17 protein-coding genes are annotated in these 19,309 nt (G+C 72.8%); 9 read left to right on the top strand and 8 right to left on the bottom strand.

The window, feature by feature from the left end:
- The first annotated feature begins 84 nt into the window (after window positions 1-84).
- Complete coding sequence (locus R4Z62_RS12860) at window positions 85-1,908, top strand: GMC oxidoreductase (protein ID WP_491519870.1); 1,824 nt, start codon at window positions 85-87, stop codon at window positions 1,906-1,908.
- A gap of 146 nt (window positions 1,909-2,054) precedes the next feature.
- Here R4Z62_RS12860 and R4Z62_RS12855 read toward each other — a convergent pair whose 3' ends face one another.
- Both R4Z62_RS12855 and R4Z62_RS12850 read right to left on the bottom strand, forming a co-directional pair.
- Window positions 2,055-2,393 carry a hypothetical protein gene (locus R4Z62_RS12855; protein ID WP_491519869.1) on the bottom strand — a complete coding sequence of 113 codons (339 nt, stop codon included), beginning with the start codon at window positions 2,391-2,393 and terminating at the stop codon, window positions 2,055-2,057.
- 442 nt (window positions 2,394-2,835) lie between these two features.
- Window positions 2,836-3,198: a chorismate mutase gene (locus tag R4Z62_RS12850; RefSeq protein ID WP_491519868.1), complete on the bottom strand. Its 363-nt coding sequence runs from the start codon at window positions 3,196-3,198 to the stop codon at window positions 2,836-2,838.
- A 371-nt stretch (window positions 3,199-3,569) separates the two neighbouring features.
- Between R4Z62_RS12850 and guaA the strand changes: the two genes are divergently transcribed.
- Window positions 3,570-5,150, top strand: coding sequence for a glutamine-hydrolyzing GMP synthase (gene guaA / locus R4Z62_RS12845; protein ID WP_064534734.1), 1,581 nt, complete (start codon window positions 3,570-3,572; stop codon window positions 5,148-5,150).
- A gap of 31 nt (window positions 5,151-5,181) precedes the next feature.
- On the opposite strand, the gene R4Z62_RS12840 is transcribed toward guaA, so the two are convergent.
- Window positions 5,182-5,655 carry a pyridoxamine 5'-phosphate oxidase family protein gene (locus R4Z62_RS12840; protein WP_064537583.1) on the bottom strand — a complete coding sequence of 158 codons (474 nt, stop codon included), beginning with the start codon at window positions 5,653-5,655 and terminating at the stop codon, window positions 5,182-5,184.
- Window positions 5,656-5,805: 150 nt separating this feature from the next.
- Between R4Z62_RS12840 and R4Z62_RS12835 the strand changes: the two genes are divergently transcribed.
- The 3 genes from R4Z62_RS12835 to R4Z62_RS12825 all read left to right on the top strand — a co-directional run bounded on the left by R4Z62_RS12835 (window position 5,806) and on the right by R4Z62_RS12825 (window position 8,789).
- Window positions 5,806-6,606, top strand: a complete 801-nt coding sequence (locus R4Z62_RS12835; RefSeq protein ID WP_064534735.1) for a class II aldolase/adducin family protein — start codon at window positions 5,806-5,808, stop codon at window positions 6,604-6,606.
- 151 nt (window positions 6,607-6,757) lie between these two features.
- Window positions 6,758-8,041, top strand: a complete 1,284-nt coding sequence (locus R4Z62_RS12830; protein ID WP_355476205.1) for a hypothetical protein — start codon at window positions 6,758-6,760, stop codon at window positions 8,039-8,041.
- A 205-nt stretch (window positions 8,042-8,246) separates the two neighbouring features.
- Window positions 8,247-8,789, top strand: coding sequence for a DoxX family membrane protein (locus R4Z62_RS12825; RefSeq protein WP_064534737.1), 543 nt, complete (start codon window positions 8,247-8,249; stop codon window positions 8,787-8,789).
- A gap of 37 nt (window positions 8,790-8,826) precedes the next feature.
- Here R4Z62_RS12825 and R4Z62_RS12820 read toward each other — a convergent pair whose 3' ends face one another.
- Complete coding sequence (locus tag R4Z62_RS12820; RefSeq protein WP_064534738.1) at window positions 8,827-9,060, bottom strand: hypothetical protein; 234 nt, start codon at window positions 9,058-9,060, stop codon at window positions 8,827-8,829.
- Window positions 9,047-10,312 carry a PspC domain-containing protein gene (locus tag R4Z62_RS12815; protein ID WP_491519867.1) on the bottom strand — a complete coding sequence of 422 codons (1,266 nt, stop codon included), beginning with the start codon at window positions 10,310-10,312 and terminating at the stop codon, window positions 9,047-9,049. The genes R4Z62_RS12820 and R4Z62_RS12815 overlap by 14 nt, the downstream gene beginning before the upstream one ends.
- Before the next feature lie 609 nt (window positions 10,313-10,921).
- Between R4Z62_RS12815 and R4Z62_RS12810 the strand changes: the two genes are divergently transcribed.
- Window positions 10,922-12,211, top strand: a complete 1,290-nt coding sequence (locus tag R4Z62_RS12810; RefSeq protein ID WP_064534739.1) for an ATP-binding protein — start codon at window positions 10,922-10,924, stop codon at window positions 12,209-12,211.
- Window positions 12,211-12,948, top strand: a complete 738-nt coding sequence (locus tag R4Z62_RS12805; RefSeq protein WP_064534740.1) for a LuxR C-terminal-related transcriptional regulator — start codon at window positions 12,211-12,213, stop codon at window positions 12,946-12,948. The genes R4Z62_RS12810 and R4Z62_RS12805 overlap by 1 nt, the downstream gene beginning before the upstream one ends.
- Window positions 12,949-12,951: 3 nt before the next feature.
- Here R4Z62_RS12805 and R4Z62_RS12800 read toward each other — a convergent pair whose 3' ends face one another.
- Window positions 12,952-14,025: a C40 family peptidase gene (locus R4Z62_RS12800; protein WP_491521865.1), complete on the bottom strand. Its 1,074-nt coding sequence runs from the start codon at window positions 14,023-14,025 to the stop codon at window positions 12,952-12,954.
- Window positions 14,026-14,513: 488 nt separating this feature from the next.
- Here R4Z62_RS12800 and R4Z62_RS12795 point away from each other — a divergent pair, with 488 nt between their 5' ends.
- Complete coding sequence (locus tag R4Z62_RS12795) at window positions 14,514-14,867, top strand: hypothetical protein (protein WP_064534742.1); 354 nt, start codon at window positions 14,514-14,516, stop codon at window positions 14,865-14,867.
- Window positions 14,868-14,883: 16 nt separating this feature from the next.
- On the opposite strand, the gene R4Z62_RS12790 is transcribed toward R4Z62_RS12795, so the two are convergent.
- On the bottom strand, window positions 14,884-15,852 hold the full coding sequence (locus R4Z62_RS12790; protein WP_491519866.1) for a tellurite resistance/C4-dicarboxylate transporter family protein: 969 nt from the start codon (window positions 15,850-15,852) through the stop codon (window positions 14,884-14,886).
- A 357-nt stretch (window positions 15,853-16,209) separates the two neighbouring features.
- Between R4Z62_RS12790 and R4Z62_RS12785 the strand changes: the two genes are divergently transcribed.
- Window positions 16,210-17,418 (top strand): IS110 family RNA-guided transposase, encoded by a 1,209-nt coding sequence (locus R4Z62_RS12785; RefSeq protein ID WP_491519865.1) that lies wholly within the window; start codon window positions 16,210-16,212, stop codon window positions 17,416-17,418.
- A 110-nt stretch (window positions 17,419-17,528) separates the two neighbouring features.
- On the opposite strand, the gene R4Z62_RS12780 is transcribed toward R4Z62_RS12785, so the two are convergent.
- Window positions 17,529-19,025 (bottom strand): oligopeptide:H+ symporter, encoded by a 1,497-nt coding sequence (locus tag R4Z62_RS12780; RefSeq protein ID WP_355477346.1) that lies wholly within the window; start codon window positions 19,023-19,025, stop codon window positions 17,529-17,531.
- Between the last annotated feature and the right edge of the window lie 284 nt (window positions 19,026-19,309).

Below are 19,309 nucleotides of genomic sequence, written 5' to 3'. Positions count from 1 at the left end.
CCCTTCGGCTCCGCTGGGCCCGCCGGAGCTGCCAGGCCGAGGCCCTGCCGTCCCCGACCCATCCGTTCTCGACGAGGAGAGCACGTGTCGCAGGAGAACTCCGTCCCCGAGCAGGACGAAGCGGCGTACGACGAAGCGGCGTACGACTACGACGTCATCGTCGTGGGTTCCGGGTTCGGCGGGTCCGTCTCCGCGCTCCGCCTGACCGAGAAGGGCTACCGCGTCGGCGTCCTGGAGGCGGGCCGCCGCTTCACCCGCAAGAGCCTGCCGAAGAACTCCTGGGACCTGAAGAACTACCTGTGGGCCCCGAAGCTCGGCCTGTACGGCATCCAGCGCATCCATCTGCTGGGCAACGTCATGGTGCTGGCCGGCGCCGGGGTCGGCGGCGGCTCCCTCAACTACGCCAACACCCTCTACGTACCGCCGAAGCCCTTCTTCGAGGACCCGCAGTGGCGGGACATCACCGACTGGCAGGAGGAGCTGGCGCCCTACTACGACCAGGCCCGGCGCATGCTGGGCGTCCGGCTGAACCCGACGATGACCCCCTCCGACGTGCATCTGAAGGCGGCGGCGCAGCGCATGGGCGTCGGCGACACCTTCCACATGGCGCCGGTCGGGGTGTTCTTCGGCGACGGCGAGGACGCCGACGGCACCGCCAAGGCGCGGCCGGGTCAGCAGGTCGCCGACCCCTACTTCGGCGGGGCCGGGCCGGACCGCAGGGCCTGCGTCGAGTGCGGCGAGTGCATGACGGGCTGCCGGCACGGCGCGAAGAACACGCTCAACGAGAACTACCTGCACCTCGCCGAGAAGGCGGGCGCGGTGGTCCACCCGATGACGACGGTCGTCTCCGTCACCGACGACTCACGGGGCGGCTACGCGGTCGCCACGCTCCCGACCGACGACCGGAGGAAGGGCGCGGGCCGCGTTCTCACCGCCCGCCGGGTGGTCCTGGCCGCCGGCACCTACGGCACCCAGACCCTGCTGCACCGCATGAAGGCGGGCCGTCAGCTCCCGTACCTCTCCGAGCGGCTCGGCGAGCTGACCCGCACCAACTCCGAGGCGCTGGTGGGCGCGCAGACCGACAACCGGCGCTACCGCGCGGTGACCGGCCAGGCGCGGCCCGACTTCACCCGCGGCGTCGCCATCACCTCGTCCTTCCACCCCGACGAGAACACCCACATCGAGCCGGTCCGCTACGGCAAGGGCTCCAACTCGATGGGCGGCCTGTCCATCCTCCAGGTGCCGTTCGCGGACGGCGGTTCGCGGGTCGCGGCCTGGCTGGCGAACGCCGCCCGCCATCCGCTGCTCGTCCTGCGCTCGCTGTCCAACCGCCGCTGGTCGGAACGTTCCATCATCGGCCTGGTCATGCAGTCCCTGGACAACTCCCTGACGACGTACCTGAAACCGGACGGCGTCGGCAAGGGCCTGCTCACCGCCCGCCAGGGCCACGGCGCACCCAACCCCAAGCAGATCAAGGCCGCCACCGAGGGCGCCTCCGCGCTCGCCGCCGAGATCAACGGCTTCGCCGGTTCCAACGTGGGCGAGCTGATGGGCACCCCGCTCACCGCGCACTTCCTCGGCGGCTGCCCCATCGGCGACTCGCCCGAGACCGGTGTCATCGACCCGTACCACCGGCTGTACGGCCACCCCGGCATCTCGGTCGTGGACGGCGCAGCGGTCTCCGCGAACCTGGGCGTCAACCCGTCGCTGACCATCACCGCCCAGGCCGAACGCGCGATGTCGTACTGGCCGAACAAGGGCGAGGCCGACCCGCGTCCGGCGCAGGGCGCGGCCTACGAGCGGCTGAAGCCGGTGGAGCCGCGCGAACCGGCGGTCCCGGCCGGTGCGTTCGGCGCGCTGCGGCTGCCGTTCCTGGGCATACCCGCGGTGCCGCCGAAGAAGAAGTAGCACGCTCCGGAAGAAGCGGCGGGGAATGAGAAGGACCCGCGGCGCCCCTCCTGGAGCGGGCAACGAGAAGGACCCGCGGCCCCTCCTCGGCGCCGCCCTGCGGGCGCTGGCCGCCGGAGGGCTGCTCACCGCTCCCGGGCTCGGCGTCACCGGGGTCGCCGTCGGGGCTGCCGGGCTTGAGGAACAGGTACTCCAGCAGCGCGTAGGTGCTCAGCCAGTCCTTCTCGTTCTCGCTCATCCTCGTTCTCGCTCATCGATTCGTCGTCGACGAGGGCGAGCCACTGCACCTGGCCCGGGGGCCGGTCGCTGTGGTTGGACGCGATGAGCGCGAAGGGGTGCCAGCCGCTGCCCGCGACGATCTCGCCGGGCAGTCCGGAGACGGCGATCGTCAGCCGCGAGTCGGCGTCCAGGTCGTCGTCGGCGCACGGGGACGGGGGCCCACGGGGACGGGGGCCCACGGCGTCCGCCGAGGAGCCGACCGGCACCCGGTCCGTCCGCGGCTCTCACCCGTACGGTGCGGGTGCGTGACCGCGAAGGGCCCCGCGTCGTTGGTCGGGATGGCCGTGCCAGCCAGGGACGGCCACGAAGGAAACCACGCGTGGCTCTCCGGGGCGGTGTGACGTACGGATCGTGCCGTGCGTCGTGGGACCCCGCTCCGGGGACGTGACCGGACGGCAGGGGACAGCAGCCCGGTCACCCGGGTGACGGTCGGTTCCGGGGACGCCCGGGACCGACCGCGCTCATGTGCGGCGCGGGTGCCGCGGAGATCATGGGGGACGCGGACCCTGCGGAGATCCCGCAACCTCCGTACCGCGTGATCCGCGGTACGCCGGAGTTCCCGAGGTCTTCATGAAGCTCCGCCGCGCCCTGGTCCTGGCCGCCACGACGGCCGCGATGGCCCCGCCGGCCCTGCTGTCGGCGTCCGGGTCAGACCGTGCCGCGGCACAGCTCCAGCAGGGTCATCGCCAGGCTGGTGCCCGGCCTGCCGAGGGCGTCGCGGTAGCGGCCGAGGATCTCCATCTCGCGGGAGAGGTGGACGCGCCGCCCGCCCGAGCCGATCCGGGCCTTCTGGACGACGGCCGACACCGCCATCCGTTCCTGGACCAGGCCCAGGATCCGGTCGTCGAGCGCGTCGATGCGTTCGCGCGCGTCGGTGATGACGCCCGCGGCCTCGGCGGAGCGGGCACCGGTCGCATCGGTAGCGGTCGGGGCCGGGGTCGGGGTCGTGGTCGCGGCGGTGGTCGCCGGGGTGGGGGTCGCTGCGGTGGGGGTCGCTGCGGTGGTGGTCATCGCGGGGCTCCTCGCTGTGGTGGCGGTGCCCCGGAGCGGCAAGGACCGGGTGGAACGCCAGACGCCCCGGGCCTTGTCGGCCCGGGGCGCCTGGGAAGTCGCTCGTCAGTGGCTCAAGCAACACGACCATGGCAGCCGGCGGGCCGGATGCCATAGGTAAAGACGAAGGTCGCGGAGTGCGTGAGCATGGCGCCAGTATGCCGTGGCGCCGGACGGCGTCCAAGCCGGTTCGCATGCTGAGACGTCCCGTCCGGGCAGCGTGCGGACGGGCCGCCCGCCGGGGCGTTCGTGCGCGCGGGGCGGGTCCCGTCGGCACCTCGGTAGAATCGCAGGTACACCGACCCGCCCGTCCCACCGCCGGAAGGCACCCCGTGTCATCAGCGACTCCCGCTGCCGCCGCCCCCGACACCGTCCTGGTCGTCGACTTCGGTGCGCAGTACGCCCAGCTCATCGCCCGTCGCGTCCGTGAGGCCCGGGTCTACAGCGAGATCGTGCCGAGCACCATGCCGGTGGCGGAGATGCTCGCCAAGAACCCGGCGGCGATCATCCTCTCCGGCGGCCCCTCCTCGGTCTACGAGGAGGGCGCCCCCCGCCTGGACCGCGCGCTCTTCGAGTCCGGCGTCCCCGTCTTCGGCATGTGCTACGGCTTCCAGCTGATGGCGCAGCTCCTCGGCGGCACCGTCGACAACTCCGGCGCGCGCGAGTACGGCCGCACCGGGCTCGCCGTGTCCAAGCCGTCCTCCACCCTCTTCGAGGGCACCCCGGCCGAGCAGGCCGTGTGGATGTCGCACGGCGACGCCTGCTCCGCCGCCCCCGAGGGCTTCACCGTCACGGCCTCCACGGACGTCGTCCCGGTCGCCGCCTTCGAGAACGACGACAAGAAGCTCTACGGCGTCCAGTACCACCCCGAGGTCATGCACTCCACGCACGGCCAGCAGGTGCTGGAGCACTTCCTGTACCGCGGCGCCGGCCTCACCCCCTCCTGGACCACGGGCAACGTGATCGAGGAGCAGGTCGCCGCCATCCGCGAGCAGGTCGGCGACAAGCGCGCCATCTGCGGCCTGTCCGGCGGCGTGGACTCCGCGGTCGCCGCCGCCCTCGTCCAGAAGGCCATCGGCTCCCAGCTGACCTGCGTCTACGTCGACCACGGCCTGATGCGCAAGGGCGAGACCGAGCAGGTCGAGAAGGACTTCGTGGCCGCCACCGGCGTCCAGCTGAAGGTCGTCGACGCCGAGGAGCGCTTCCTCACCGCGCTCAAGGGCGTCTCGGACCCCGAGGAGAAGCGGAAGATCATCGGCCGCGAGTTCATCCGGGTCTTCGAGCAGGCCCAGGCCGAGATCATCGCGGACGAGGGCCCGGCGGTCGAGTTCCTGGTGCAGGGCACCCTCTACCCGGACGTCGTCGAGTCCGGCGGCGGCACCGGCACCGCCAACATCAAGTCGCACCACAATGTCGGCGGCCTGCCCGAGGACCTGGAGTTCCGGCTGATCGAGCCGCTGCGCAAGCTGTTCAAGGACGAGGTCCGCATGGTCGGCCAGGAGCTCGGCCTGCCGGAGGAGATCGTCCAGCGCCAGCCCTTCCCCGGCCCCGGCCTCGGCATCCGCATCGTCGGCGAGGTCACCAAGGAGCGCCTGGACCTGCTGCGCGAGGCCGACGCCATCGCCCGCGAGGAGCTGACCGCGGCCGGTCTCGACCGCGACATCTGGCAGTGCCCGGTGGTCCTGCTCGCGGACGTCCGCAGCGTCGGCGTCCAGGGCGACGGCCGCACCTACGGTCACCCGATCGTGCTGCGCCCGGTCTCCAGCGAGGACGCCATGACCGCCGACTGGTCGCGGCTGCCGTACGAGGTGCTGGGCCGGATCTCCACCCGGATCACCAACGAGGTCCGCGACGTCAACCGCGTCGTCCTCGACGTGACGAGCAAGCCGCCGGGCACCATCGAGTGGGAGTGACCCCCGCTCTGTAAGTGCCCCCCTGTGGGGGTCAGGTCCGCCGGAGGGTCCGCACCGGCTCTCCGGGCCGGAAGACCTGGACGACCAGATACCGGTCGTCCTCGACGGAGGTCCGCACGACCTCCGTCAGCTCGGTGCGGAAGAGGTGGAACGGCTGCGGCGGTTCCACCTCTTTCACATACGCCCCCTTCGTCTCCGGATCCGTCACCTCGAACGCCCGCCCGCCGATCCGCACATCGCCGCCGCCCATCGCGGTGCCGGGACCCGGATTCGCCTGGAGCGCGAACCGCGGGTCCCGCAGCAGATCGCGTGCCTTCAGCGAGTCCGGCATCATGCCGAGCCACAGCTCTCCGTGCAGGAACCGCACCTCCAGGCCGCTGGTCCGGGGCGTACCGTCCGCGCGCAGCGTGACGAGCACGTGGTGCCGGAAGGCGCCGAAGCGCCCCTCGGCCAGTGCGGCAAGGTCGGGTTCCGTCGCGGCGAAAGCCGCCCAGTTCGTCGCCATGCCGGTGAGTGTGGCGCGGAAACCGGACATCTCCTGTCGGGTATGGGACAGGGGCGGCCGGGTGCGCGGCATCTTCACGAACGAGCGCTGCCATTCCCGGCCGCCCCCGGGTACTTTCCGCCCGTACACCGATCACCCGCCGGAGGACCCATGCACGGCCGCGGCCCCACTCCGCCCCCGCCCCTGCCCACCGACAGGCTGCGCTTCGCCATGCCGCCGATGCACGAGTCGGCCGAGGACGAACGCCGGCACCGCAAGGAACGGCTCGCGGGCGCACTGCGGATCTTCGGCCGGTACGGCTTCGAGGACGGCGTCTCGGGCCACATCACCGCCCGCGACCCCGAGTTCAGCGACTGCTTCTGGGTCAATCCCTTCGGCATGCCCTTCGCGCACGTCACCGTGAGCGACCTCGTGCTCGCCAACCAGGACGGCCAGGTCATCGAGGGCGGCCACCACGTCAACCAGGCCGCCTTCACCGTGCACGCCCAGGTGCACGCGGCCCGGCCGGACGTGGTCGCCGTCGCCCACTGCCACTCCGTGCACGGCCGCGCCCTGGCCGCCCTCGGCGAACTCCTCGACCCGCTCACCCAGGAGAGCTGCGCCTTCTACGAGGACCACGCCCTCTACGACACCTACACCGGTGTCGTCGTCGACGCGGAGGAGGGCCGCCGGATCGCGGACACCCTCGGCTCCCGCAAGGCGCTGGTGCTGCGCAACCACGGTCTGCTGACGGTCGGCGACTCGGTGGACGCCGCCGCCTGGTGGTTCCTCTCCATGGAACGCTCCGCCCAGGTGCAGCTGACCGCCCGCGCGGCGGGCCGCCCGGTCCTCATCGACCACCGGGCGGCGGTGTCGACCCGCGAACAGCTCGGCGGCGACCTCGTGGCCTGGATCAACTATCAGCCCCTGTGGCAACAGGTCAGCCGCGCCGAACCCGACCTGCTGAGCTGATCCCCGCAGCGTCAATGCGACGCCTCGCGCTTCACCCTTCCGGACCGGACCGGACGGACACGGACCGCGTGCCGTAGGGCACAATTCGCAGTCGGCGTAGGGGTGTTGTCCGCAGCGCGGCTGCGGGTTCCGGGGAAGGCGGGCGTCCGGCGTGGCGGTGCAGGAAGCGAGAGACGGCACGGGGGCGGGCACGCATCCCCACGCGGGCGGCTGCACGTGCGGGGACTGCCCGCACGGGGCACGCGCGGGACACCGGCAGGCGGTGGCCGCGTTCCTGCTCCAGCGCGACGAGTTCGCCGCCGGGCAGGGCCTGCCCGCGGCCGTGGCCCACTCGGCGTCGGCGTCCAGGCAGTGGGTCTCCGAGGAACTGACGCAGTCCGCGGAACTCGTCGCCGCCCGCCGTCGCGCCGAGGGCGGCGCCTGGCTCGGCCGGCTCTGGCGCTGGACCGCGTACACGGTCTGGGCCGCGGTCGTCCTGCTGCTCCTGGTGCAGGCGCTCACCGCGGTCGGCGCGGGCTGGAGCACCGCCCGCACGGCGGGCCTGCTCGCGGCGGTGGCGGTCGCCGTGCTGCTGACGGCCGCCTCGTGGTTCCACCGGGCGCGCGGCGGCGCGCTGGCCCCGGTCATCGGTGAGGACAACAGGCTCTCCACCTCTCGTACGGTCGCCGCGGTCTGGGTGCTGTTCGTGGCGTACGCGGTGCTGGTGCTGGCGGCCCGCCTCGCGGCGGCCTCGGACCACGCCGAACGCGACGCCCTGATCTCCGGCCTCGAACTGGCCCGGGGCGCCGGTGTGGTCACCGTGCTCGCCGTGGTGTGCGGGATCGCCGTGCTGGTGCGGCGAGTGGTCGGGCTGCGGGTCCTCGGCCAGCGGCTCCAGAAGGTGCGGGCCGACCGGCCGCGGGCGGCCGACCTGCTGACCGACGACGCGGGACGCGGGACCTTCGCCGACATCCAGTACGTCGTGATCAGCGCCGTCGCCCTGGCCTTCGCCGCGGTGCGGCTGGCCCGGCGGCCCGACCAGCTGCCCGACCTGCCGTGGGGACTCGCGGTGGTGACGCTGGTGTCCGCCGCGACCTATCTGGCGGGCAAGTACGCGGAGGGCGGGCGCCCGGTCATCCTCTCGGTGGTCCGGGCCCGGGAGGCGGGCGACCTGGACGCACCGATCCGCACCGGCGACGACATCGAGATCCGCGGCGCCGGCTTCGTCCCGCCGGGCGCACAGGGAGCGGACCGGCTGTCGCGGATGGTGGTCCGCATCGGCGCGGTCAACGTCCATGTGCCCCTGGTCCCCGTCACGGGAGGCTTCAGCAGCCCCACGGACACGGTGCTGACCGTGCCGGTCCCGGCCGACGTGGAACCGGGCCGGGTCGAGGTGCAGCTCGTGACCGCGGCGGGCGTCGAGACCAACCGGTACGCGATCGACGTGACTGACTGAGACACCGGGGCCCGGAAGGCGCGGACCGGGGCACCGATGGGGTGCCGGGGCACCGATGGGGTGAGGCGCCAGGGCCAACCGGGGGGCGAATCCATACGGACGCCGGAAGAACAGCCCGGCCTGGTCGGACACCTCCTTTCTCGCACACGTATGGTCTGTCGAGGGGTGAACGGCATTGCGGTGAGGTGAGAGGCGGCTGACAACGATGACTCATGGCCTTCGTACGGACACGCGGACCGCGTATCTCGACCGTCGCGGCACCTGGCGGGAGACGGCCTCGCGCTACGCCCTCCTTCCCCTGCGGGTCTTCCTCGGCGTCACCTTCGTCTACGCCGGTCTGGACAAGCTCACCGACAGCGCCTTCATGAAGGCCGCCGGGCCCGGCTCGCTCGGCGACACCCTGCGCGCGGTCCGCGACTCCTCCGCGGTCCCGGCCCTGGTCGACCTGGCCCTGAAGAGCCCGGCCGGCTTCGGCTACGCCATCGCCTTCGGTGAACTCGCCGTCGGCCTCGGCGTCCTGCTCGGCCTGCTGGGCCGCCTGGCCGCGCTCGGCGGCGCCCTCATCTCCCTCAGCCTGTGGCTCACCGTCAGCTGGGCCACCAGCCCCTACTACTACGGCAACGACCTCGCCTATCTCATGGCCTGGCTCCCTCTCGTCCTCGCCGGCACCCCCGTCCTCTCCCTGGACGCCGTCCTGCCGGGACGACGACGCAGGGGTCTGGGCCTGGGCCTGGGCAGCTACCGCTAGGGTCTTTCGTTCGTACCTTCAGGGTCTTTCATTCGGATCAGGCCGGATCCGTCACGGGCCGCTCCGCCCCGCGCGATCTGCGCCGCCGTCGTACGGTCCGGTCGACCATCCCCACCACGCCCCCCAGGCACAGGCCACCCACCACGGCCGGGATCGCCACGAACCACGGCGCCTTCCACAGGCCGCCCGCGTCCCCGGCGCAGACGACGGCGGCGCCGACGACGCTGACACCGGCCACCAGCCTCCCGGGCCGGAACTCATGAAGCAGCACGGCTCACCTCCGCCTGTCCGATGCCCACGTGCAGATCGAGGTCGACCGTCCCGGTGCCCTTGACGCCCTCCGCCGGATCCAGCGTGATCTGCCGGGACCGGCCCGGGGCCACGTCCACGTCCCGTGAGCCGTCGCCCGGCAGCTGGATGTCGCCGACGCCCACGTCGATCGTCGCCCGCAGGGTCACGTCCGGGGGGACGACCACCCGCAGCCGGCCCACACCCACCTCGGCCCGTGCGGTCACCTTCTGGCCCTTGCCCAGCCGTATTCGGGACAGGTCGAGCGTGCCGTCGCCGGTGCCCAGGTCGTACCTCGGCCGGACCTCGGTCACGGCGGCGGGCTGCCAGGTCGCGTGCGACCAGTGGGCGCTGACGTTGTCCGGGAGCGTCGTGGAGGTGGCGAGGAGGCCCGCGGTGATGACGGCCAGCAGGATCGAGCCCACCCCGGCCCGGCCGAGGAACGCGCTGACCGCGATGCCCAGGCCGAAGACGCCCAGCGCACAGGCCAGACCGGTCTGGAGGCTGCCGGGAAGCGTGTGGTCGTACCAGGTCAGGCGCGTGCCGAGGGCACCGGCCCCGACGGCGAGCAGGAAGATCCAGCCGCCGATCGGGCGCGGGCCCCGCTCGCGGGGTGTGTCCGGGGCCGGGGTCCGCGTCTCGCGCCCGGGGCGGCCCCGGCTGATGTTGACGGCCGCCGCGACGTCCCGGTCCCGCGGGTCCTGCGGTCCCCACAGATACCCGGTGCCGCCGACATGGGTGCCGTCCTTGACGATCGGCTCCCGCCACCAGGACGGGTACGACGAAGGGGCCGGGGGTGCCTTGGCCTCCGGCGGCGCGTCGGCGGCGGCCTGGGCCGCCAGCGGGTCCGGGTCGGCCGAGCCCCGGTGCTGCGACCAGTACCCGGCCCCGGCCAGGAGGAGGGAGAGGACGACGGCGAAGGTGAGCACGCTGCCGTTGCGCAGCATGGACAGGAACACCCCGCAGCCGACCAGCGAGAACAGCACGGCGGCCAGCGCATGGCCGTTGACCCGGCCGGTGAGGAGCTTGCGCACCTCGTTCTCGTCCTCGTCGTCGAGGGGGACGAAGAGCCAGGCGAAGCCGTAGAAGATGAGACCGATACCGCCGGTCGCGGAGAGCACGGCCAGGGTGATCCGGAAGATCACCGGGTCCATGTCGCACCGGCGTCCCAGTCCCGCGCAGACCCCGGCGATCATCTTGTGGCGCCGGTCCCGCCGGAAACCGAACGGGCCCATAACGTTTCCGTCCGCTTCCACGCCGCCCGCGTCCGTCCGCGGGCCGCCCCCGTCCGTGGCGGTCCGTGAACCGGCCGTGGCGGTCCGCGGGCCGACCCCGCCGGCAGCGGCCCCGCCGGTGCCGGTACCAGGATCGCCGCCGGTGCCGGTGCCGGGACCGCCGCCGGTCGTCCCTGCTGCCCCTGCCGTCCCCGGCTGACCTGCCGTCCTCTCTGTCCCCTCTGTCCCCTCTCCCCCTGTTCTCCCTGTCCCCTTCACGCTCGCCTCTCCGGTCAGGCCGGGCCGCTCGTCCGGGCCCGGCTGTCCGCCCGCACCCGCACCCGCAGCCGGGCCGGGCGCGGCGGCCCCGGGCCCGGCACCCGGAGCCGGGCGCGGGGCCGAGCCGGGTTCCTGGCCCGTTCCGGCGTGCTGGTGATTCGTCATGCGTCCATGGTGACGGGCGAGCCGCCGCAGCGGCAGTCGGGACGACCCTGGCAGAACCCTGATTCGCCCCTGAGCCCCGCCGGGGGATGCGTTCGACGGGCCCCGGGGGCGCCGCCGCGAAGATCAGGGGAGTCTCGGGGGCCGACCCTGATGCCCCCGCCCGGCGCGCATGTGACCATCGTTGGCATGCCGGAAGCCGCAGCACTGCCCGTCGACGACCCGCGGCCCCCGCGCAAGCTCTACCGCAGCAGCGACGGACGCTGGCTGGGCGGAGTGGCGCGGGGCCTCGCCGGGCACCTCGGGCTGCCCGTGGTGTGGGTGCGGCTCGTCTTCGCCGGGCTGTTCATGGCCGACGGCCTCGGCGCGCTGCTGTACGCGGCCTTCTGGTTCTTCGTGCCGCTCGGCGTCGGCGGGGTCGGCGGGCAGCGGCCGCCCGCCTTCGTGACCACGGAGACCTCGCCGGACGGCCGCCGCAGGATCGTCACCCGCAGACCGGACAAGGGCCAGATCGTCGCCCTGCTGCTCATGGTCGTCGTGGCGTCGGTCTTCGTCGGCAGCGTCAACCTCGGCGGCGGCGCCAAGGCATATCTCCTGCCCGCCGTCCTGGTCGCCGCGGGCGTCGCCCTCGTCTGGCGCCAGGCGGACAACGCCCGGCGGGCCCGCTGGATGGAGGTCGGCCGCCGCCGCCGTACGCTCACCCTGCTGCGCGCGGGCGCGGGCGTGCTGCTGGTCACCGCGGGCGTCTCCGCCATCTTCGTCCTCCAGGGCTCGGCCGCCCACCTCGGCTCGGTCCTCCAGGCGGGCCTCGCCGTGCTCGTCGGGATAACGCTGCTGGCCGGGCCGTATCTGGTGCGGATGACCCAGGACCTCTCCGAGGAGCGGCTGATGCGCATCCGCGCCCAGGAGCGCGCCGAGGTCGCCGCCCACGTCCACGACTCGGTGCTGCACACCCTGACCCTGATCCAGCGCAACGCGGAGAACGCGGGAGAGGTGCGCCGCCTCGCCCGCGCCCAGGAGCGCGACCTGCGCGCCTGGCTCTACAAGCCGGAGGGCAACGGCAAGGACGAGGAGGACGAACCGGCCACGCTCGCCGAGGCGGTGAAGCGCAACGCCGCCGAGGTCGAGGACAAGCACGGCGTCCCCCTGGAGGTGGTCGTGGTCGGCGACTGCCCGCTCGACGAGCGGATCGGAGCCCAGATGCAGGCCGCGAGGGAAGCCATGGTGAACGCCGCCAAGTACGGTGGCGAGGGCGGCGCCGTGCAGGTGTACGCCGAGGTCGAGGGGCGCAAGGTCTTCGTGTCCGTCCGCGACCGGGGGCCCGGCTTTGACCTCGACGCGATACCCGCCGACCGCATGGGTGTCAGAGAATCGATCATCGGCCGCATGGAGCGCAACGGGGGAACGGCCCGGCTGCGCGCGGTGCCGGACGGCGGCACGGAGGTCGAGCTGGAGATGGAGAGGGCGGAGAACACGTGATGAGCGACCCGACCGAGGCGAACGGCACGGCGGCCGAGGCGACGGAGGCGGCCGGTACCACGGGCGGCGGGGCGGGGCGGCACGTGCGCGTGGTCCTCGTCGACGACCACCGTATGTTCCGTACGGGGGTGCGGGCCGAGATCGGGCGGACCGACGAGACCGGGGTCGAGGTGGTCGGTGAGGCCCCCGACGTCGACCAGGCGGTCGCGGTCATCACCGAGTCCCGTCCCGAGGTGGTCCTGCTGGACGTCCATCTGCCCGGCGGCGGTGGCGTGGAGGTGCTGCGGCGCTGCGCCGCGCTGACGGCCGACACCGAGCGGCCCGTCCGCTTCCTCGCGCTGTCCGTCTCGGACGCCGCGGAGGACGTGATCGGGGTGATCCGGGGCGGGGCGCGCGGCTATGTGACCAAGACGATCACGGGCACCGACCTCGTCGACTCGATCTTCCGGGTGCAGGAGGGCGACGCCGTGTTCTCCCCGCGGCTCGCCGGGTTCGTCCTCGACGCCTTCGCCTCCACCGACGCCCCGCCGGTCGACGAGGACCTCGACCGGCTCACCCAGCGCGAGCGCGAGGTGCTGCGGCTCATCGCCCGCGGGTACGCCTACAAGGAGATCGCCAAGCAGCTCTTCATCTCGGTGAAGACGGTGGAGTCCCATGTCTCGGCCGTGCTGCGCAAGCTCCAGCTGTCCAACCGCCACGAGCTGACCCGCTGGGCCACCGCGCGCCGCCTGGTGTGAGGCTCACGCCACCCGGGTCGCCCCGGCGAACGGCATCTGGTCGACCGGGGCCAGGCGGACCGGGGCCGAGGGGTTCGGGGCGTGGATCATCTGCCCCTTGCCCACATAGATGCCGACGTGGCTGATCCCGGAGTAGAAGAACACCAGGTCGCCGGGGCGCAGTCCGGCGCGGGGGACCCGGCGGCCGGCGCCGATCTGGGCGTAGGTGGTGCGGGGGAGGGAGATCCCGGCGGCGCGGTAGGCCGCCTGGACCAGGCCGGAGCAGTCGAAGGCGTGCGGCCCGGTGGCGCCCCACACATAGGGGCTGCCGAGCTTCTGGTACGCGTACGCGACGGCCGCCGCCGCCCGGGAGGTGGGTGCCGCGATGGGCCCCTGGGCGGTGAGCGCGTCCCGCGCGCCTGCGGCGGACCCCGACCGGGAGGCCCGCGCCCCGGCCCCGGCGCCGTCCTCGACGGACGCCGCGCGCTGCGGCGGGGTGAGCCGGTCCAGCAGCCGCCTGGCCTCGGCCAGCTTGCCGTCGATCGTGTCCTTCTGCCGCCGCAGTTCCGCCTGCCGCGACCGGAGCGCGGCCAGCTCGGTGCGGGCCGCGCCGCGCGCCTGCTCGATCCCGCGCAGCTGCCTGCGCACCTGCGCCACGGCCGCGCTCTGCCGGGCGCCCGCCCGCTCCGCCAGCGCGGCGCCCTCCAGGTAGTGGCGGGGGTCGTCGGAGAGCAGGAACTGCACGGCGGGGTCGATCCCGCCGTCCCGGTACTGCGCGGCGGCGATGGCGCCCAGCGTCTCCCGGGCCGCGTTGAGCCCGGCCTGTCCGCGGGCCGCCTCGTCGCCCAGGGCCCGCAGCCGCTTCCCGGACGCTTCCGCCTGCTCCCGCTCGCCGTCGTACTTCTGGGTGGCGGTCTCCGCCTCCTGGTACAGCCGGTCCACCGTGGCCCTGACCTGCTCCGGCGTCAGCTGCGGCGCGGCCTGTGCGGAGCCGTCGAAGCCCGTGGCCGCCGCCGCGCCCGCGAGGGCGAGGGTGGCGGCGGTTCGTGCGGTGCTGCCGCTGAGCAGGCGTGGTCGGGGCTTGCGGTGCGAGGCCACGTGGACCGTCACGTCCTTTCGTCCGGCCGCCACGGGGGCGGGCCCTGCGGGTCCGGCGGCGGCCCGTACAGGGGAGCGGGCCGCCGCCGGACTTCTGCGGTGGGGCCCGGCCGCCGTACCGCCGTCCCTGTCCCGGACGGTGGCGGGCTGCCGGACACCCGAGGAAGGACGCTAGGTCGCGCCGCGTCCCACGAGTGACAGGTTGTACGGAACTGCCGCCGCCCGATCGTCCGGTGACCGGAAGTGACCACAGGTGGCACTCGGTCACGGCGCCTTCACGCGGAGCGATGACCGAAGTGTCCGTTCGGGGGCGGACGGAGGCGGCCGGGTGCTATGGCGGCCCGGCGGGGTGCGCGGTGGCGTGCGCGACGGGGGCGTGGTGGGGTGCGCGGCGGCGTGCGCGACGGGAGGCGGCGAGGTGTGCGGTGGCGGACGGAGCGGACGGCCCGGTTCCGGTGGGCTCGCGCCCTGTCGTTAGGCTCCGGCCCATGGACGTACTCATCCATCTCTTCGTCGGCCTGCACATCATCGGGATCGCCGCGCTGCTCGGCGGCTTCCTCACCCAGATGAAGGCGATGGGCCGGGGCACGGCGCGGTTCGTGCCCGGCATGCTGCACGGCGCGCTGACCATGCTGGTCACCGGCATCGTCCTGGTCGGCCTCAACCAGGCCGACGACCACCACGTCAACACCGTCAAGATCGGCGTGAAGCTGGCGCTGCTGGTCGTGATCCTCGGCCTGGTCTACGTCAAGCGCGACGAGGAGAAGGTGGACAAGAGCATGTTCGGACTGGTCGGCCTGCTGACCACGGTGAACATCTTCATCGCGGTGCTCTGGACCTGACCGCCGCCCCGCGGCCTCAGCGCGCGGCGTCCGCCAGTTCGGTGCGCGCCTCGGCGACCGCGCCCGCCGCGACGGCCAGCCACGCCGCCACCGACACCCAGAGCAGCACCTCGCCGAGCCCCTCGAACGGCTTGTCCAGCGTGCCGGCGACGGACAGCGCCGCCGTCGCCGTCATGCCCATGGGGAAGACGGTCGACCAGCGGCGTACGTCGTACCCGGGCCGGGGCCGGGCCACCTCCGCCACGACCAGGACCGCGTACCAGGCGAGGTCGAGCACGAGCAGTGCGAGGGTCACGGTGTGCAGGACGCCGTCGTCGTCCTTGTTCCACAGGTAGTGCCCCGCGCCGCCGGCGGCGATCAGCTTCGCCCCGGCCACCGTGGAGATCGCCAGCGCGCCGCCCGCGACCCAGTGGTCGCCACGCCCCGTGAACACCTGGCGCAGGCCGAAGCGGGACAGGGCGAAGAGATAGAGCACCAGGCCCAGCCAGAAGAAGACGAGCGCCGTGTGCGCGAGCCAGGCCGCGGACTCGGCCTTCGCCACCGAGGCGCCGAGCACGGCGAGTCCCTCGGTGGCCACGCAGCACAGGAAGACCGCCCCCGGCATGGGGCGCGGCGAGTTGCGCACGACGCGCGGCAGCAGCCACGGCCACAGCACGGCGGCCAGCGCGAGCAGCGCCTCGGCGAGCCACTGCCAGCCCAGGTTGGAGAAGCGCGTACCCAGCACGGTGGTCGCGGCGACCCCGGTGAGTGCGCCCGGTGTGCCGGCCTCGGCCGTCCAGCGCTCCCGTTCGCGCAGCAGCCGCAGGGCGAAGTCCGCGGCCAGCGCCACCCAGGCGACGCAGGCCACCGCGAGGACCGCGAGGGACAGTGCCTCGAAGCCCGTCAGGCCCAGCCCGATCGAGACGATGCCGCTGGCCATCACGGCGGCACCGGCCGCGGGCGGACGCTGCGCCAGCCAGGCGCGAAGAGGTGAGGTGACGGGCATGGTGCTGATGCTAGAGAGCGGCGTACGCCGTGCGGACGGGGCACGCGCGGGGCGGGCGCAAAACCGTCTCCGTGCTCCCGCCGCCCGCGCACACGCCCCGTTATCTTCTTCGCGGTCCTGCAAGAGGGCCGCTGGCCTCCGGGCCCGGCATGGCTGTTGCCCCCTGTCGAAGGCATGACCTGGGGGGTGGTGTCACCGGGCCTGGGAGGTGCCGTCGGAGACGCTGATGAGAGGTCCGGCCACCGCCCGGTCCGGCGCAACGCCGGACAGCTCGTGGGCGGCAGGTCTGCATAACGTGGATGCGCGCGTACGACACCACTGCCGAGGCCGGCACGATCAACTCTCTGGAAAGGCACGATGTTCGACACCGGCGACGTGGGCGTGTTCCTCGGCCTGGACGTCGGCAAAACCGCTCATCACGGCCACGGGCTCACCCTGGCCGGGAAGAAGGTCTTCGACAAGCAGCTGCCCAACAGCGAGCCGAAGCTGCGGGCCGTCCTGGACAAGCTGACCACGAAGTTCGGCACCGTCCTGGTGATCGTGGACCAGCCCGCCTCCATCGGCGCCCTCCCGCTGACCGTGGCCAGGGATGCGGGCTGCAAGGTCGCCTGCCTGCCCGGCCTGGCGATGCGGCGGATCGCCGACCTGTATCCGGGTGAGGCGAAGACCGACGCGAAGGACGCCGCGGTGATCGCTGACGCGGCCCGCACCATGCCGCATACGCTGCGCTCGCTGGAGCTGACCGACGAGATCACCGCCGAGCTGACCGTGCTGGCGGGCTTCGACCAGGACCTCGCGGCCGAGGCCACCCGCACCTCCAACCGGATACGCGGCCTGCTCACCCAGTTCCACCCCTCGCTGGAGCGCGTCGTCGGACCACGCCTGGACCACCCCGCCGTGACCTGGCTGCTGGAACGCTACGGCTCCCCGGCCGCGCTGCGGAAAGCCGGCCGCCGCAGACTCGTCGAGGTGGTCAGACCCAAGGCTCCACGCATGGCCGTCCGGCTGATCGACGACATCTTCGACGCGCTCGACGAACAGACCGTCGTCGTCCCCGGCACCGGCACCCTCGACACTGTGATCCCTTCTCTGGCCCGCTCGCTCGCCGCCGTCCACGAACAGCGCCGGGCGTTGGAAGCCCAGATCAGAGCCCTGCTGGAGGATCACCCTCTTTCCAAGGTCCTGACCTCGATGCCGGGAGTCGCGGTCAGGACCGCCGCAGTTCTGCTGGTGACCGTCGGCGACGGCACCAGTTTCCCCACCGCCGCCCACCTGGCCTCCTACGCCGGCCTGGCTCCGGCAACGAAGTCCCCGGGGACCTCGATCCACGGCGAACACGCGCCACGAGGCGGAAACCGGCAGCTCAAACGTGCGATGTTCCTCTCCGCGTTCGCAGCCCTGCACGACCCCACCTCCCGCACCTACTACGACAAATGCCGGACCCGCGGGAAGACCCATACCCAGGCCCTCCTCCGCCTCGCCCGCCACCGCATCAGCGTCCTGTTCGCGATGCTCCGTGACGGCACTTTCTACGAACCACGCGTCCCGGAAACAGCCGCCGCATGACCACAGCGAGCTTGACGAACGACATAGAGGCACCCCCCGCCCCGGAAACCCGCAGGGCCGCCGCACCCCGGTGGGGACGCGGCGGCCCTGGAGGGTCCGGCGGGCGGGCGTCAGCGCACGTCGCCCATGAGTTCCTTGACCTTCTTGCGGTACATCCACACCGCGACACCGGCGAGCACCGCGAGCGTGGCCTCCAGCGCGACGATGCCGGTCTTGTTGAGGTCGACCCCGGCGATGGAGAGCAGACCGGTCGTGGCGTCGCCCGCGGTGACGGCCAGGAACCAGACGCCCATCATCTGCGAGGCGTACTTCGCGGGCGCCATCTTCGTGGTGACCGACAGGCCGACCGGGGAGAGGGTCAGCTCACCGACGGTCTGGACGAAGTAGATCGCCACCAGCCACAGCGCCGCCGCCTTGTGCCCGCCGTCGGCGATGGCCAGCGGGGCGAGGAAGAGGAAGAAGGAGGCGCCGACCAGCACCAGGCCCATCGTGAACTTGACCGCGGTGCTCGGCTCCTTGCCGCGCCGGGCCAGCGCGAGCCACAGCCAGGCGAAGACCGGCGCGCACGCCATGATCAGGACCGGGTTGACCGACTGGTACCAGGAGACCGGGAAGTTCCAGCCGAAGACGCTGTTCTCGGCGGACTTCTCGGCGAACAGCGACAGGGTCGAGCCGCCCTGGTCGTAGATCATCCAGAAGACCGCGGCGGCGACGAAGAACCAGATGTACGCGGTCATCTTCGACTGCTCGGTGCGGTCCAGGTCCTTGTCCCGCTTGATCCGGGCGATGACCGCGACCGGGATCAGCAGACCGGCGACGGTGATCGGCACCAGCAGCCAGTTCAGGGTGTAGGCGCCGGAGAGGCCGACGATCGCGTAGAAGACGACCGCGACGGCCGCCCACAGGGCCGACTTGCGCAGCAGCGACGACTTCTCCTGCGCGGACAGCGGCGTCGGTACGACGTCGGAGCGCGGGTTCAGATGGCGGGCGCCGAGCAGGAACTGGGCCAGGCCCAGCGCCATGCCGAGCGCGGCGAGCGCGAAGCCGATGTGCCAGTTCACGTTCTCGCCGATGGTGCCGATGATCAGCGGCGCGGCGAAGGCACCGAGGTTGATCCCGATGTAGAAGATCGTGAAGCCGCCGTCGCGGCGCGGGTCGTCGGCACCCTTGTAGAGGTGGCCGACCATGGTGGAGATGTTGGCCTTCAGCAGGCCGGATCCGATGGCGACGAGGCCGAGGCCGGCGAAGAAGCTGCCGGACCAGGGCAGGGCCAGCGTCAGATGGCCCAGCATGATGACCGTGCCGGCGACGGCGACCGTCCGGCGGGGGCCGAGGACCCGGTCCGCGAACCAGCCGCCCGGCATGGCGAGCAGGTACACGAGGGACAGGTAGACCGAGTAGATCGCGGTCGCGCTGGCCGCACTCAGGTGCAGGCCGCCCGGGGCCACCAGGTACAGCGGGAGCAGGGCCCTCATGCCGTAGTAGGAGAAGCGCTCCCACATCTCGGTCATGAAGAGGGTGGCCAGGCCGCGGGGGTGGCCGAAGAAGGTCTTCTCGGAACCGGGGGTGCCCGGATGGACCGAGTCCTTCGTCAGGCTGGACGCCATGGTCGTTCCTTGCTGGTCGGGACGCGCCGCGGCGAGCCGGTACGCGCCCGGTGGGGGGCTGGCCGGCACCGGCAGGGCCGTCGTCCACCCCACGCCCAGGGGACTGCGCCCCGGGTCACGGAGCAACGGACGGCGGCCACCGGGATCCACGCCTCGCGACGCGACGATGCGTCCGGTGAGGCCCGGCCCTAGGTCATTCCTTTTCGAGGCCGGAAAGAACCGGCCCGCACACAAAAGGGACCCTCAGCGTCTAAAGAGCGCCAAAGGTCCGCTGCGTGCTACAG

The organism is Streptomyces sp. PL-25, assembly GCF_058344915.1.
Note: the sequence above shows the minus strand (reverse complement) of the source record. Positions and strands in the feature narration are given on the sequence as shown.